The sequence below is a fragment of the Spirochaetia bacterium 38H-sp genome (assembly GCA_039023545.1).
Taxonomy (GTDB): Bacteria; Spirochaetota; Spirochaetia; order Winmispirales; family Winmispiraceae; genus Rarispira; species Rarispira pelagica.
The window spans coordinates 719,764-734,954 of record JBCHKQ010000001.1 but is presented as its reverse complement, the minus strand read 5'-3'; the positions used below and the strand labels follow the sequence as shown (position 1 = coordinate 734,954).

Sequence of the window (15,191 nt, the reverse complement as noted above, 5' to 3'; positions counted from 1 at the left end):
ATTTAAATAACATCTAGATACTAACTACATGGTGGAGATTATTTTTATGGAAAATATTAACTGGATTGGCATTATAATTTTTTTCCTGACATATGTTTTAATATCTTTTAGAAGATTATCGTGGTTAAAACTTGACAGGCCTGCAGCCGTTCTATTGGGTGCAATTGCTGTCGTAGGTTTTGGGGTCCTTAACACAAAAGAAGCCCTGGCTGCTGTAAACGGAGAAACTATACTGCTTCTCTTTGGTGTTATGGGCATAGGGGCTTTTCTTGCTATAGATGGTTTTTTTGATAATTTGGAATCTTTTCTTACTTCCCGCTTTTCTAACAGAGTATGGCTTATATCTGCAATAATATGGGGTTCTGGTATTCTTAGTGCTTTTATAACAAATGATGCGGTATGCCTTCTTGGGACTCCACTGGTTATAAAGCTAATAAAAAAACATAATCTCCCGCCTCTACCTTTTCTTCTTGCTCTTGCTACTTCTGCCAATACCGGTAGTGTTGCCACTCTTGTAGGCAATCCTCAAAATATGCTTGTGGGTGTTCTGAGCAATATTAGTTATAAAGAATATCTTTTTGTTGGTGCCCCTATTGCAGCAATAGCTCTTATTATAAACAATATATTGCTAGTTTTTGCTTTTAGAAAGGATCTTGTAGGCTTTTCCATTCTCAGAGGACATAAGATGTCTGTACAGTTTTCCAATAAAAAAGGATATATCGTAACTATTGGCATTATTATTGTAATGAGCATAGCATATATTGCTGGTGCAGAACTTGCTTGGACTGCTCCTGCCGGGCTTGTCATCCTTATGTTAATCCATAAAAAGGAAAGCCATAAAATATGGGAGGCTATGGACTGGTCCTTGCTTCTTTTTTTTGCTGGGCTATTTATTGTAGTGGAGGCTTTTAATAGAAGCGGTGCCCCGGATTGGCTGTTTGCACATTTTCCAATAATAGTTGGTAATAGTACTGACTTTTTTTCATGGTTAAAGATATCAACAATATTTCTGGCAGGCTCCAATATTGTATCAAATGTACCGTTTATCATACTAGTAAAAGACCAGTTATTATCTCAGCCTGATTCTAATGCATTGTGGGTTCTTCTTGCTGTTGTATCCACTTTTGCAGGTAACCTTGTGCTCATGGGTTCTGCTGCTAATGTCATTGTTGCAGAGAAAGCAAGAGAGCTAGGAGGAATTGGATTTATGGATCATCTAAAGGTTGGACTTCCTTTGGGAATTCTTACAACTTTTATAGGAACCGTCTGGATTTATTGTTTCTTTTGATTATGATCATTTTACCATTATGCCGGAGGCAGGAGGGGCTGCGCCATGTTTTTATATCGAACGCACGGCTCGCTGCGCGGCCGTGCTGTTCTTGGCAGAAGAAAAACAATAGAGCGTGGCAAACATGGCGCAATCCCGACGTTCGGTATTTTTTTATGGTATTTTCCGTGTGTTTCCAAGATTGACCTATGTTTTATCTTGTAATAGCATAGCAGGCATGGATGTGAATATTAATTTCTGGAAATGGTCTGAGCTTGATGCCGAAAGACGCAGGCGGATTCTGAGACGCTCGGAAGAGGATATTTCTTCTGCTATAGAGGCTGTAAGACCTATTGTGGAGGCGGTACGACTAGAGGGTGATGCTGCTGTTCTACGTTATACGAGGGAGTTTGAGGGTGCAGAGCTTGAGCCTGATGGACTGCGTGTATCCGAGGAGGAGTTTTCACGGGCAGAGGCAGAGCTTGACAAGTCTCTTAAGAGGGCGATTGAGAATGCTGTTGAGAATGTGCGCATTTTTCATGCTGCACAGGTTCCTTCTGCTATGGAAATGATTGAAGTTAGACCGGGGCTTGTGGCAGGTGAGAGGGCTATGCCTATAGATTCCTGCGGTTTGTATGTTCCACGTGGCAGGGGAAGTTTTCCTTCTATGGTTTATATGCTTGCTGTTCCTGCAAAGCTTGCGGGGGTAAAGCGTATTGTGATGGTAAGTCCACCAGAGTCAGACGGTTCTATCAATCCTGCTTGTCTTTATGCTGCACACCTGTGCGGTGTGGATGAGGTATATAAGATGGGTGGTTCTCAGGCTATAGCTGCTCTCGCATACGGGACAGAGTCCATAAGACCTGTTTCTATGATTACAGGTCCGGGAAGTGCTTATGTTGCGGCTGCCAAGCACCTTGTGTCGCATATTGTAAATACGGGTCTTCCTGCCGGTCCGTCGGAGTCTGTTATTCTTGCCGATTCTTCTGCGGATGCTTGGAAGGTGGCCATAGATTTGCTTATAGAGGCCGAGCATGGTGCGGACTCTTCTGCTCTTCTTGTTACGGATTCTGTTTCTCTTGCCGAGTCTGTACGTTCTTATCTTGAGGATTGTATTATAAGGCTGCCAGAACCAAGACAGGGGTTTGTCAGGTCTGTTATGGCAGGTTACGGTGGGATTATTGTCGCGGATAGTATGGAAGAGGCTGCAGCCATTGTCAATGATTTTGCACCGGAGCATCTTATGCTGCATACGCGGGAGCCTTTTTTTACTCTGTCTATGATAGAGAATGCAGGTGAAATTTTGCTTGGCGAGAATACACCTTTTAGCATTGCCAATTATGCTACGGGTCCCAATGCTGTGCTGCCTACAGGAGGGAAGGCAAAACTATATTCTCCCGTATCTGTGCGTGATTTTATCAAGTATTCTTCTGTTGTTTATGCATCCAAGGAGGCTTTTGAAAACATACGGGATGATGTTATAAGGCTAGCGGAGTTTGAGAATTTTCCGGCTCATGCCGCTGCTTTAAAAAACAGGGATAAGACAGGAAAATATGAGCTCTGAGCTTGATGCTGCTTTTTCTTATATCGAGTCCTTTGCCAATTTTGAGAGAAGGTCCGGAGAGGTACGGGAGTTTAAACTTGAAAGAGTGCACAGGTTGTGCACTCTTTTTGATAATCCCGAGCGTGCTTTTAAAGTTGTTCATATAGCTGGGTCCAAGGGTAAGGGGTCTACTGCCTTTTATCTTGCTTCTATTTTGAGGAAGGCAGGGTATAAGACCGGACTGTATATGTCTCCTCATCTTGTTTCTTATAAGGAAAGGATAAGTCTGGCAGGAGAGTTTTGGCCGGATGAGGTTTATATTTCTGCTATAGCAGAAATGAGAAAGGCTCTTGAGGGCTCTTCTGAGGGTAAAAGGCTGCTTGATGAGGTAAGTACTTTTGAGCTTCTTACTGTGCTTGGTTTTTTGATATTCCGCAAGATGGGCTGTGACTGGGCTGTTGTAGAGACTGGTATGGGGGGGAGGCTAGATGCTACCAATGTTGTCCTTCCCAAGGGCTGCATTATCACGCATATAGAGCTTGAGCATACAATGTTTCTGGGGGATACGTTAGAAGCTATTGCTGGTGAGAAGGCAGGGATTATAAAGGAATCCGTGCCGGTGCTTGTTGCAGATCAGAATGAGTCTGTCCTGTCTGTTATAAGAAAACGGGTAAGGGAGACAGGAAGTGATTGTCTTACTGTTTCCTCCAGGGACAGAGATGCTTATGGCTTTTATCAGACAAAAAGTACAAATAATGGTGTTGAGCTTGATTTGTACTGGCAGGATGGCAGACTGCCAAGCTGTCGCCTTAATACTCTGCTGGATGTCATGGGTGAGAATGCCGCACTTGCGGCAAGTGCGGCTAGGCTTTTTGCTGGCATAGATGTATCTATTATAGCTTATGCCCTTGAGTCTGTTATGCTTCCGGGCAGAATGCAGCTTATAAAAAAACAGCCGGATTTGTATGTTGATGGTTCTCATACTGCGGATTCTGTAAGAATGGTGTCCAAAGCTGTAGAAAATTATTATGGCCGTTCTTCTTGCATTGTGGTTTTTGCCTGTGCTGCAGATAAGGATGCCAAGTCAATGCTTGAAACTCTTTCTGGTATTGCAAAACGTTTTGTCATAACCCGCGCGGGAACTTTTAAACCGTCTTTTCCAGAGGGGCTGTATGAGCTTGCCTTATCTATGGGGCTTGATGCGGAGCTTTGGCCAGATGAGGCTAAGGCTCTAAAAAGGGCTTTTGAGCTTGCAGGTAAAGATGGGGTCATACTTTCAACAGGGTCTTTTTATCTTGCAGGGGAGATTATCGGTTTGACAAAGGATATGTGAGAGTCCAGAGTGATTCTTGCTGTTTTGCTTTTATGTGCCGAAGGCAGGCATAAGGTGCGCCATACTTTTCTTAAGCACTTCATAGGCGCGCCTTATGCTGTTCGATCTGTTTTAATTATTTTCCCGTAAAAATTTGCAATTATTTTTTTGTTTTACTATACTTTCCTTACTATTGTTATAATATATGGGGGATTTATGAGATTTTTTAAATCTGTTGTTATAGTTGCTCTGGCTGTTGTTTTTCTTCTTTCTTCCTGTTCGGGTGGAAAGGTTCTTGGAAAGGGGTCTGTAACTGTTGGTTCTAAGATTGATACGGAGGGTGCTCTGCTTGGCTCTATGATTGTGCTTTTGCTGGAGGATAATGATTTTACAGTAAAAAATAGTGTACAGCTTGGACCTACTAATATCGTAAGGAAAGCTATAATCAATGGTGAGATAGATATTTATCCAGAGTATACAGGTAATGGCGGTTTTTTCTATCCGGATGCTCCACAGGATGTGTGGAAGGATAGAAAAAAGGCTTATGAAACGGTTAAAAGGCTTGATTATGAGACAAACAAGATTGTGTGGTTAGAGCCTGCACCGGCAAATAATACGTGGGCTATTGCAGTACGGAGCGACCTTGCTGGTGGTAATCTTGTGAGCTTAGATGACCTTGCAGAATATATCAATGCAGGGGGTGTTTTTAAGATTGCAGGCTCAGAGGAGTTTGTGTCACGTCCAGATGCTCTGCCGGCTTTTGAAAAGGCTTATGGGTTTAAGCTTTCTAAAGAGCAGCTTCTTATTCTTTCTGGTGGAGACACTGCCACAACGGAGAAGGCTGCGGCCAACGGTACGGACGGAGTTAATGCTGCTATGGCTTATGGTACGGACGGGCAGCTTGCAGCACTTGGGCTAGTCGTGCTTGAGGATAACCGCGGTGTACAGCCTGTCTACGAGCCGGCGCCAATTATAAGAGAGGATGTTCTAAAAAAATATCCGGAGATAAAGGATATTCTTGCTCATGTTTTTAAGAGCCTTGATTTGGTTACTCTTCAATCGCTCAACTCTCAAATAAGTGTGGAGGGGAAGAGCCCCTCTGATGTTGCAAAGAAGTATCTCAAGGAGAAGGGTTTCCTTAAGGGTGAGAAATAGCTACTCAATAAAAGAAAGAGAATTTCTATTATATGCCACAGGCGGGATTTCGGCATTAGCCGGTTTTATCCTGCCTGTGTTTATGTTTTCCCAAAACAGGGTTGTAAATCCCTATCCAATTGATACACCGTTTTTTATTAGGACAGTGTATGTTTTTGCAGCTCTCACCTCACTGATGTTGTGTTATCCATATAAAAAGCAGCAAGTAAATATAAGACTGGCAACCATTATTCTTGTTGTTCTCGCCCAGATTCCATGGATAATGCTTGCTATAGTAAATAACACAATTAATCCTGCTCCTCCAGCACGTATAAATCCCTCTTTGGGTTTTTATTTTATTCTGCTGTCAGTTTTTTTGCTTTCTTCCAGTCTTTTTTACAGAGGATACAGGTTAGTAAGAAAAACGGTATTTACTTTTATGCTTGCAGGGGTGTTTGCAGTAGGGTTTATGGGAGTTTTTAACAACTTAGGCATAGTTCGCGAGTATTTTTCGCAATCATCTGTTTTTTTACAGGCTTTTTTTGAGCATATTAGACTGGCTTTTGGCTCTACTTTTTTTGCCATAACAATAGGGCTTCCTCTTGGTATAGCAGCTTACAAAAAACACGGAGCCAAGCCGTGGATAATGAGCATAACGGGAGGTATCCAGACAATCCCAAGTCTTGCGCTCTTTGGTTTTCTTATTCCCATTCTGGCGTGGCTTTCCTATATTTTCCCCGTATTGAGGCAGATTGGCATCAAGGGGATAGGACCGGCTCCCGCCTTTATAGCTCTCACACTGTACGGACTTCTGCCCATAGTACGCAACACGACAGAAGGACTTACAACAGTGGAGAACTCCCTTCTTGAGGCTGCACGTGGTATGGGGTTAAGCAAAAAACAGCTTTTCTTATGGGTAGAGCTTCCTGTTGCCATGCCTATAGTCCTGGCAGGGATAAGAACAAGCAGTGTTCAGGCAGTAGGACTTACCACCATAGCAGCACTTATAGGAGCAGGCGGACTGGGACGCTTTGTCTTTATGGGACTTGGTCAATCCGCATACGACCTTGTGGGACTAGGTGTATTTCCTATAGTTTCCCTGGCAATACTAACCGACAAATTGTGGGCATTTATACTAAGGAAAACGGACAGGAGCAGCACAAATGATTGAATGCATAGAGCTTACAAAAAGATATGGAGAAAAAACAGCAGTTAATTCGCTGAATCTTATGATAGAAGACGGGAAAATAACAGTATTAATAGGACCCTCTGGCTGCGGGAAATCAACAACAATAAGAATGCTCAACAGACTAATAGAGCCGGATGAAGGAGATATTCTATATAATGGCAAACACATACGAGACTATCAGCCAGAAGCTCTAAGAAGGAGCATAGGCTATGTGATACAAAACACAGGGCTCTTTCCCCATTGGACAGTAGAAGAAAACATATGCACAGTACCCAGACTACTTGGCTGGGATAAAGAAAAACAGAAAAAAAGGGCAGAAGAAATGCTCACACTAGTAGGATTGAAGCCTGAAACCTACTCTCACAAGTACCCTGCACAGCTTTCCGGCGGAGAAGCACAGAGAGTAGGTGTAGCCCGAGCTCTGGCCGCAGATCCCCCCGTAATACTTATGGACGAACCATTTGGTGCTACAGACCCTATAACAAGAGCAAGGCTGCAGACAGAGTTTCTAGAGATACAAAAGAAACTCAAGAAAACAGTGGTCTTTGTTACGCATGACATGGAAGAAGCAATAAGCCTTGCGGACAGCATAGCAATAATGGAAAGTGGAAAACTAATCATGCATAAGAAAACAGAAGAAATTCTTACAGAAGAAGAAAACCCATTTATCAGGGATTTTATAGGCACAGACAGCAGCATAAAAAGACTCGCCAGATACAGCATAAAAGAAATAGCAAAAAAACACACAGAAGATAAAAATCAATATCCGGTAATAGAGGAAACCGCCACTATAAAAGACGCTCTTGCCCTGCTGCTTAAATCAGGAACAGAGAAGCTGCGCATAAAGACCGCAGAAGGCAAAACAGCAGGGACAATTAGCCTGGCAGACATAAGAGAACTGGCAAAAAACAATGCAAACTAGCACAAAGAAACTAATATCTCCAATATTATTGGGAACAATACTAGTAGCACTCACACATCCAGAATCACTTACCGCCATACTCACATTCTTGGGCTTCACTGATAAGCCCCTCATATACGACAGACAACAACTATGGATACTACTTGCAGAGCACAGCGTACTTGTAGCAATATCCAGCATAATATCCATAAGCCTCGCAATACTAGCAGGCATAGTAGCAACAAGAAAAAACTACACATATCTGGAATCAGCGCTCAGCTCGTTAAGCTCACTACTCCAGACAATACCACCTGTTGCTGTAATCAGCATAGCAGTGCCGCTTATGGGATTTGGATTTTTACCTACAATAACAGCCCTCATACTCTACGGAATCATGCCCGTACTCAACAACACAATATCCGGACTAAAATCAATAGACCCCACCGTAAAAGAAGCTGCTCTTGGCATGGGCATGACTCATGCGCAAATACTTATAAAAATAGAACTACCTCTTGCGTGGCCCGTAATCACAGCCGGAATCAGAACCAACATCATAATAAACATAGGTACAGCAACCCTAGGCGCAGTAATCGGCGCAGGAGGACTTGGCGTAATAATCATGGCAGGACTGATCCGTGACAACCTTGCAATGATACTGACAGGAGCATCCCTCTCCGCTATCCTTGCATTCTTTGCAGACAGCATATTGGAACTCCTAAGCAGGCAAAAAACACAAAAACCATAACACAATATACCGAACGGCAGAAGGCGCACACATAGGGCAGTACAAAGAAGCAAAGCGCACTACTGCCTGCCTGCGGCAAAATAAAGAAAAAACAAAAAGAGGGCAGACAAAATCTGCCCATAAACAACCTCCATCTAGCAGTAAAAATCAGGGAACAACAGCAGAAAAATCGATATGAGGGCTATTCCCCCACAAGTCCCTCACACCAGAAAAAACAGAAGAATAAAGCTTAAGCTCAAAACGCATACCAAGCTTTTTACCCCTGAGCACAGATACATCCAGAGGGGCAAAAAACACAAACCTCTCAAAATCCCTCCCCAGAGAAGAAAGCCCCTCAAGTGGCTCATCGTTTAAAAAAATTTTACCCCTGACCTTCCTTATCTTAGCAACAAAAACCACCCTGTTAAACACCACCTTTCTGCCACCACGCACAATAAAAACACCTATTATATCAACAGGAATCCCTGACCCAAGAAGCTCATATATCTCATCATTGAGAACATGTTTTGCAGAAACATCCACTTTTAAACCATCATCGACAAAAAAAACAGAAGGAGAAAAAAGCTCTACATGGTCCATAGGAGAGGCAATACCTATAACAAGAAGAAAAGTCTGCCACAACTTATCCACAACAGTCTCCATAACAGCAGGCAGGAAAAACCTGCCTGCAATAACTAAGTATAGCGTAAAAAATACCGGCAACCAAACACAGTGTTATTGCCCAATATCAGAAGCACTGTCAACATTACGATTATCAACGTCATCATCTCCGGTATGAAATCCGCCAAAAGCAAACCCGACCCCGAGAAAAAACCTGTGAGGAGAACTCTTGGGAACCCCGCTTATACTATAAGAATTGCTACCAGTCCCCTGTACATACCAGTTTTCCCAAGTTCTATAAAAATACATTGCCTTGACCATAACCCCCATAAATCCGTTAGCATTAAACAACATATTGACACCAGCACCAATATCAAAATCATCCGATACAATATCAACCTTATAGCCTGGATTGCTGAGAGCAGTTTCAAAATCAACAACACCCGTAGGAACCTGCATAATGCTGTACTCAGTAGACCCCCATAAGAAAGACATAGTAGGTATAACAACAAGAGAACCGGCAGAGAAGATAAAACCTCCCTCTAGGCCACCGACACCAGTCAGTTTCTGAAAAGTCATATTACTGGAGGTATTGGAAGATTCGAAAGAGAAACTACCTCCACCCCAGCCACCAAAATAATAGTCACCCATAAAACTACCACCACCACCTCCAAAACCGAAAGAAAGAGGGGAAAGCTCAGAAAAACCGTGTGAACGGAGCAGAGAATTGATAGGCAGCTCCTTATTGTTCCAAAAATCATTGGTCTCGGCATAGCCTAACATATAGCCAAAACCACCCCATGTCCCCGCAGAAACAACAGCGGATACAAAAAAAAGAACAACAACAACACTTATAATCTTCTTCATAAAAGTCCTCCGCATAAAAATCTTACAAATATATATGCAAACACCATGCCATAAGCACAAAAAAAATATACAAAATATTTTATTATATCAAAAACAAATAAAATAATACAAAAAAGAAAACAAGAGGAAATAAAAGATTTTATATCTTTTTTGATATATCACTTGCGATGGTTATATCGTTTTTTTACTCCGCACTATGATTCCCATGATATCATGTATCAATCTTGCTGCGGCAAAAGCTTCCACATGGCTTCCTCTGTGAGGTGCAAGCTCCACTACATCAAAGCCTACAATCTCTCTGCTCCTTGCAATCCGCTCTATAAAAAACAAGACCTCGTACCACATAAGCCCTCCCGGCTCTGGCGTCCCTGTTTCACGAAAGACAGAAGGATCAAATCCGTCAACATCTATCGTAATATACACCTTATCAGGAAAAAGCTCATCAATATCAAGAGATGCTCTTTTCCTCCTTATATCCTGCGCATCAGCCCACTTGATATTGGGATAAGACTTTCTAAACAGAACCTCATCATAAGAAATGCTTCTTACACCAGCCTGATAGACAGAAAAATCATAGTCACAAGCCCTTCTTATCGCACAAGCATGGCTGTACCGGGTTCCCTGATAAGAATCCCTGAGGTCAGCATGAGCATCTATCTGCACAATACCAATCTCTCCTGCACCATATGTTTCTGCTATGGCCTTCCATACTCCACAGGAAACACTGTGCTCACCGCCTATGACAACAGGCACGGAAGAGTGAGAAAAGCATAGCTTTATCCTCTCAGAAACAAGCTCTATCATCTCCTCCGGTTCTGAGGCTCTTACTTCTTCCTGAGTGTTTATACCTCTATCAGAGGGGATACTTCTGCCATCCCAGGCCTCCAGCTGTCCAGAGGCCTCTATAATTGCACCAGGAGCTGCAGCCGTACCTGCACCGTAAGACACAGTCTTCTCGTATGGCACAGGGATAACAGAAAACAGAGCCTTTTCTATAGGCGCATTGTCAGTCTCAGTGTAAAGGAAATGTGGCATAACCAACCTCGCAAACATAGTCTCATCAAATATTAGCAAAATAAAAAAAAAATAAGAAGCAATCATTAGCAATACAAGTCCAACAGGACTATGGGATTGTTCTACTATACATAAAGCTCCAAGATTAAGTGTATAATTGCATGTATAAGCCAAAGGCAGGAGTGACCGCGCTTCTTGCATTTTTTGCAGTATGGGCGCGGTCACGACGTTCGATATAAAATTTAGGAAAGTCTGTTTTTAAAATCAGAGTAATAAAAATGTCTTACATGTTCTGCTTTTCTCGATGTACTGCTGTAAACAGCTATGGAGGGAAGTTTTACACCATTAAAGGTGGTTGTCTTTACCATTGTATAATGTGCCATATCAGAAAAAACCAGCCTATCTCCCGGCTTGAGAGGACGGTCAAAGCTATAGTCGCCTATCACATCTCCTGCAAGGCACGAGGGGCCACCCAGTCTGTAGGTGTATGCTTTCTCACCGGCCTCACCCGCATCCCAGATATGAGGTCTGTAGGGCATCTCAAGTACGTCGGGCATGTGAGTCGTAGCCGATGTGTCCAGTATAGCTATGTTCATCCCATTATGTACAATGTCCAGGACTTCGGCTACAAGCACCCCTGTACCCAGAGCAACAGCCTCGCCAGGCTCAAGATAGACATCCACGTCATAGCGCGCAATAAAGTCGCATACAAGGTTTATTAGTTTTTCTGTATCATAATCCTCACGCGTTATATGGTGACCGCCGCCCCAGTTGACCCATTTTCTGCCCGACACAAACTCTCCAAACCGCTCTTCAAATGCCCTAAGTACACGTTCAAGAGCATCTGCATTCTGCTCGCAGAGAGTATGAAAGTGAAAACCGTCAAGCTCATCAACAATAGAGGGGTCAAACTCGGACAGGACAGTACCCAGTCTGGAGAAAGGCCCGGACGGATCATAGATAGCAACAGGAGCCTCCGACTGCTCCGGATTAACACGCAGCCCCAGCTCAACGGGATGAGAAGATGAGCTAGCATAATCCTTAAAGCGCAAAAACTGGGAAGGCGTGTTAAATATGACATGATCAGAAAGCTCCATAATCCGCACAATCTCAGACTCCTTATAGGCAGGGGAGTATGTTGAGACTATACCATCAAACTCCTCTCTCCCAAGCTCTGCTTCCCAAAGTCCGGAGGCACATGTCCCGCAAAGATAAGAAGAAATAAGTGGAGCGATATGCCACATGGAGAAGGCCTTGAGTGCAAGCAAAATCTTAGCTCCACTCCTTTTCTGTACATCATCCAGAATACGCAAATTATATTCAACAGCATCCGTATCCACAACAAAACATGGACTTTGAACAGAATACGGATCAAAACCCTTAAAAAAATCCACAGGAAAACCGCCTAAGAATCAAGCTCTACCAACTTCCAAGGAAGTCCATAATCACCAATGGCATCCATAAAAGGATCAGGATCAAGCTGCTCAGGAGTAAACACACCCGGCTGCTTCCACTTACCCTTTACAATAAGCTCGGCAGCAAGAACAGGTGGAACCCCTGCTGTATAGCTCACAGCCTGTGCACCCGTTTCCTTATAGGCATCCTGATGGTCGCAAATATTATAGATAAAATAACGCTTTTTCTTTCCATCCTTAAAGCCTGTCATGATATTACCAATACAGGTCTTACCAACAGTTTTGGGTCCCAGCTCTCCAGGGTCAGGCAAAACCTTTTTGAGAAAATCAAGCGGAGAAATCGCAACACCACCGACATCAACAGGCTCAATACTCGTCATATTACACCTCTCGAGCGCTCTCAGCGTATCTATATACACATCGGAGAACTTCATCCAGAAAGTAGCCCTTTTAATGGAAGGAAAATGCCAAGTAATAGGCTCAAGTTCCTCATGATACATTCTATATACAGGATACACCCCCAGATTATCAGGACACTCAAAATCCCACCTAGTGGAAAAAGCAGGTTCCTCCTTAAAAGAACCATTCTCCCAATAACGCGCAGGAAGAGTAACCTCTCTTATATTTACCTCCGGATTAAAATTGGTAGAAAAAGGCAGCCCATTATCACCAGCATTGACATCCACAATATCAAGCTCAACAATCTCATCAAGCAAATGCCTTGCAGCATAAGCCACCCACACATTGGTGACCCCAGGATCAAATCCGCATCCAAGCACAGCAGAAAGCCCAGCCTTCTCATACGACTCAGAAAACTCGGAAATCTGCGTCTTATAAGTAAAACCCGTAGCATCCTTGGCCTCATAAGCCGCAGTATCTATATAATCAACCCCCTCCTCAAGACAAGCCCTCATAACAGCAAGATTCTGATAAGGCAGAGCAACATTGATAAGTACATCCGGCCTAAAATCACGTATCAAAGCCACAACATTCTCCGGATAATCTGCATCAACCTGAGCCACAGAAATAGGCCTCGGCGCATCCTTAGCAATCTCCTCACAGCGTACAAGCGTCCTACTGGCAACCATAACCTCATCAAAAACATCCTCGCGCTGAGCACACTTAATAGCAGTAACCCTGCCCACACCACCTGCACCGATAACAAGAACCCTCGCCATAAAAACCTCCGTAAAGATATAAAATAAACCGAACGGCAGTGCCAGCTCCCAACAAAGCAAAAAACATACAAAAAGCTGTCACTGCCTGCCTGCGGCAAAAACAGCAAACTACACAAGCTCACAGAAAAGCCGACTCTGCTCAATAGCTTGAGCCTTAAGCATAAGATCTCCTGTAATAATCCTGCACCCTTTCTTCTCCGCAAAAGAAAGAAAAGGAGTCATTTTGGGAATATAAACAATATCATAACAAATTTCATCCCCCTGCAAATCGTAAAAAGCAAGCGGATTGACACAATTATTTCCCATACCAAGACTTGTAGTCTGCACTATAACAGAACGATAAGAAGAAATAAGAGCGCAGGAAGACTCATCAAGCGCAGCATACTCACATGAAAAATCAGCCGCAAGAGAAGCCGCCTTCTCAACAGTCCTGTTTAAGATAAGCACATCAAAGCCGTTTTTTACAAGCGCGTACACAACAGACCTGGCAGCACCACCAGCACCAATAACAGTAGCACGACGACCAGAAGCAAGAGTAGAAACACTTAGAACATCTTCAAGAGGACTCCAGAAACCATAGACATCCGTATTAGTCCCCCACCAAGAACTGCCGCGTCTTACAACAGTATTGCAAGCACCCACAGCAGAAACAACATCGGCACAAGAATCAAGAAAAGGTATAACAGCCTGCTTGTGAGGAATAGTAACAGAAACACCCTTTATATTTAGCCTGTCCGCAACAGAAAAAAACTCCTCAAGAGAATCAACACAAAAAGGAATATAAACAGCATCCAGACCTTTTTCTGCAAAAATAGGATTATGAATCCCCGGTGACATAGAATGCAAAACAGGATTACCTATAATACCAAAAATAGAAGTCCCCTCATTTATGGAAGGAACCCTATAAAGAGAATAAAGAACATCAGGAGACACATGCCCGGGGGCAGCAGAAACAGTCCCGACAGAAGAAAAAGTTATAAAAGACCCCATAATAGAAGCAAGAACCCTGGAGGGGAAACCGTACTCCCCCATACCTACAAGAATATAATCACCAGACAAAGAAGACTTGAGCTGCATAGCCGAATCAGTAAAAAAAGAAAAATCGGCAGAAGAAGAAAGCATACAAGCCAGCTTAGGAACATCACCCATGGCAGCAAGAGCCTCCACATAAGAAACAATATCGGAAGGCATAGAAGAAAAAAAATGAGCCGATCTTATAACCCTTGAGCCATTACTCCTTGCTAGAGAAACAATAGAATCAGAAGCCCACTCCTCAACATCCACAAAATCAAAAGAGCAACAGGACACCAGTTCTGAGAGTACTCTATCATGCTCCTTGTAGGATGCATGAAAAAAACCACCATCACGCTCATGCCTTAGAGTAAGAATAGAAAAAAGCCCAAGCTCTTTTGCTCTAGCAGATACAGCAGAAATATCTTCGCAAGACAGGGAAGCAAGACAATCTGCACGCAGCTCTATCCCCTGACAATAAGAAGCATATCTATCAATAAGACTAAGAGCTTCACCAACAGAACCTGATGTAAGAGACAAAACCACATTGACAGCCATCAAAAATCACTCCTGTATACATAAATCTTAGAAAGCACATCATTCTCCTTCATAACTACAAGCCTCACAGGATAAGACCATCGCGGAAGAACAAAAACCTTTTTCTCATCATCCTCAAAAACAAGAGAAAAAGCAGAAAGAGAAGATACGGCCTCATCCCAGTTCATCCCTAGTACAAGCCCCTCTACCTTATACGCAAAATCATCCGTAAAAAGAATCTGCCAAACTCTATTGTCCCATAAAAATACGGCAAAAGCACCATAGTCAAAGACGACATCATCCTGCCACTCCTCAGCCCCACGTACAGAATATACAGAAGAAGGGATACCATAGGTATCAATAAGAGAGGCAATATCCATCCCCATAAGAGAAACATAGTCAAAAAGCTCATCATCGGAAAAAACAGGAAAACTCAAGATAATCACACAAAACAAAACAAACAGACGTTTCATACATA

General features: G+C 43.0%; 14 protein-coding genes. 7 read left to right on the top strand and 7 right to left on the bottom strand.

Annotation, left to right across the window (positions count from 1 at the left end):
* Nucleotides 1-46: 46 nt before the first annotated feature.
* The 7 genes from WKV44_03145 (at nt 47) to WKV44_03115 (ending at nt 8,091) form a co-directional block, all read left to right on the top strand.
* Nucleotides 47-1,288, top strand: a complete 1,242-nt coding sequence (locus tag WKV44_03145) for an SLC13 family permease (protein ID MEM5947533.1) — start codon at nt 47-49, stop codon at nt 1,286-1,288.
* A gap of 217 nt (nt 1,289-1,505) precedes the next feature.
* Complete coding sequence (hisD, locus tag WKV44_03140; GenBank protein ID MEM5947532.1) at nt 1,506-2,831, top strand: histidinol dehydrogenase; 1,326 nt, start codon at nt 1,506-1,508, stop codon at nt 2,829-2,831.
* The gene (locus WKV44_03135) at nt 2,821-4,143 is read left to right on the top strand and encodes a folylpolyglutamate synthase/dihydrofolate synthase family protein (protein ID MEM5947531.1); all 1,323 of its coding nucleotides are present in this window, start codon (nt 2,821-2,823) and stop codon (nt 4,141-4,143) included. The genes hisD and WKV44_03135 overlap by 11 nt, the downstream gene beginning before the upstream one ends.
* 195 nt (nt 4,144-4,338) lie before the next feature.
* On the top strand, nt 4,339-5,277 hold the full coding sequence (locus WKV44_03130) for an ABC transporter substrate-binding protein (GenBank protein MEM5947530.1): 939 nt from the start codon (nt 4,339-4,341) through the stop codon (nt 5,275-5,277).
* Nucleotides 5,267-6,427 carry an ABC transporter permease gene (locus tag WKV44_03125; protein MEM5947529.1) on the top strand — a complete coding sequence of 387 codons (1,161 nt, stop codon included), beginning with the start codon at nt 5,267-5,269 and terminating at the stop codon, nt 6,425-6,427. The genes WKV44_03130 and WKV44_03125 overlap by 11 nt, the downstream gene beginning before the upstream one ends.
* Nucleotides 6,420-7,367, top strand: coding sequence for an ABC transporter ATP-binding protein (locus tag WKV44_03120; protein MEM5947528.1), 948 nt, complete (start codon nt 6,420-6,422; stop codon nt 7,365-7,367). Before WKV44_03125 ends, WKV44_03120 begins: the two co-directional genes overlap by 8 nt.
* Entirely contained in the window at nt 7,357-8,091 is a 735-nt protein-coding gene (locus WKV44_03115; protein ID MEM5947527.1) for an ABC transporter permease, read from the top strand. The genes WKV44_03120 and WKV44_03115 overlap by 11 nt, the downstream gene beginning before the upstream one ends.
* 147 nt (nt 8,092-8,238) lie before the next feature.
* Here WKV44_03115 and WKV44_03110 read toward each other — a convergent pair whose 3' ends face one another.
* The 7 genes from WKV44_03110 to WKV44_03080 form a co-directional block, all read right to left on the bottom strand.
* Nucleotides 8,239-8,733, bottom strand: a complete 495-nt coding sequence (locus tag WKV44_03110; protein MEM5947526.1) for a hypothetical protein — start codon at nt 8,731-8,733, stop codon at nt 8,239-8,241.
* 72 nt (nt 8,734-8,805) lie between these two features.
* Entirely contained in the window at nt 8,806-9,558 is a 753-nt protein-coding gene (locus WKV44_03105; protein MEM5947525.1) for a hypothetical protein, read from the bottom strand.
* A 171-nt stretch (nt 9,559-9,729) separates the two neighbouring features.
* Entirely contained in the window at nt 9,730-10,746 is a 1,017-nt protein-coding gene (gene speB, locus WKV44_03100) for an agmatinase (protein MEM5947524.1), read from the bottom strand.
* 68 nt (nt 10,747-10,814) lie between these two features.
* Entirely contained in the window at nt 10,815-11,966 is a 1,152-nt protein-coding gene (gene nspC / locus WKV44_03095; protein MEM5947523.1) for a carboxynorspermidine decarboxylase, read from the bottom strand.
* Between the two features lie 11 nt (nt 11,967-11,977).
* On the bottom strand, nt 11,978-13,165 hold the full coding sequence (locus WKV44_03090; protein MEM5947522.1) for a saccharopine dehydrogenase family protein: 1,188 nt from the start codon (nt 13,163-13,165) through the stop codon (nt 11,978-11,980).
* Nucleotides 13,166-13,273: 108 nt separating this feature from the next.
* A complete protein-coding gene (aroE, locus tag WKV44_03085) occupies nt 13,274-14,734 on the bottom strand; it encodes a shikimate dehydrogenase (protein ID MEM5947521.1) in 1,461 nt (486 codons plus the stop codon).
* Nucleotides 14,734-15,186: a hypothetical protein gene (locus WKV44_03080; protein MEM5947520.1), complete on the bottom strand. Its 453-nt coding sequence runs from the start codon at nt 15,184-15,186 to the stop codon at nt 14,734-14,736. Before WKV44_03080 ends, aroE begins: the two co-directional genes overlap by 1 nt.
* Nucleotides 15,187-15,191: the final 5 nt, after the last annotated feature.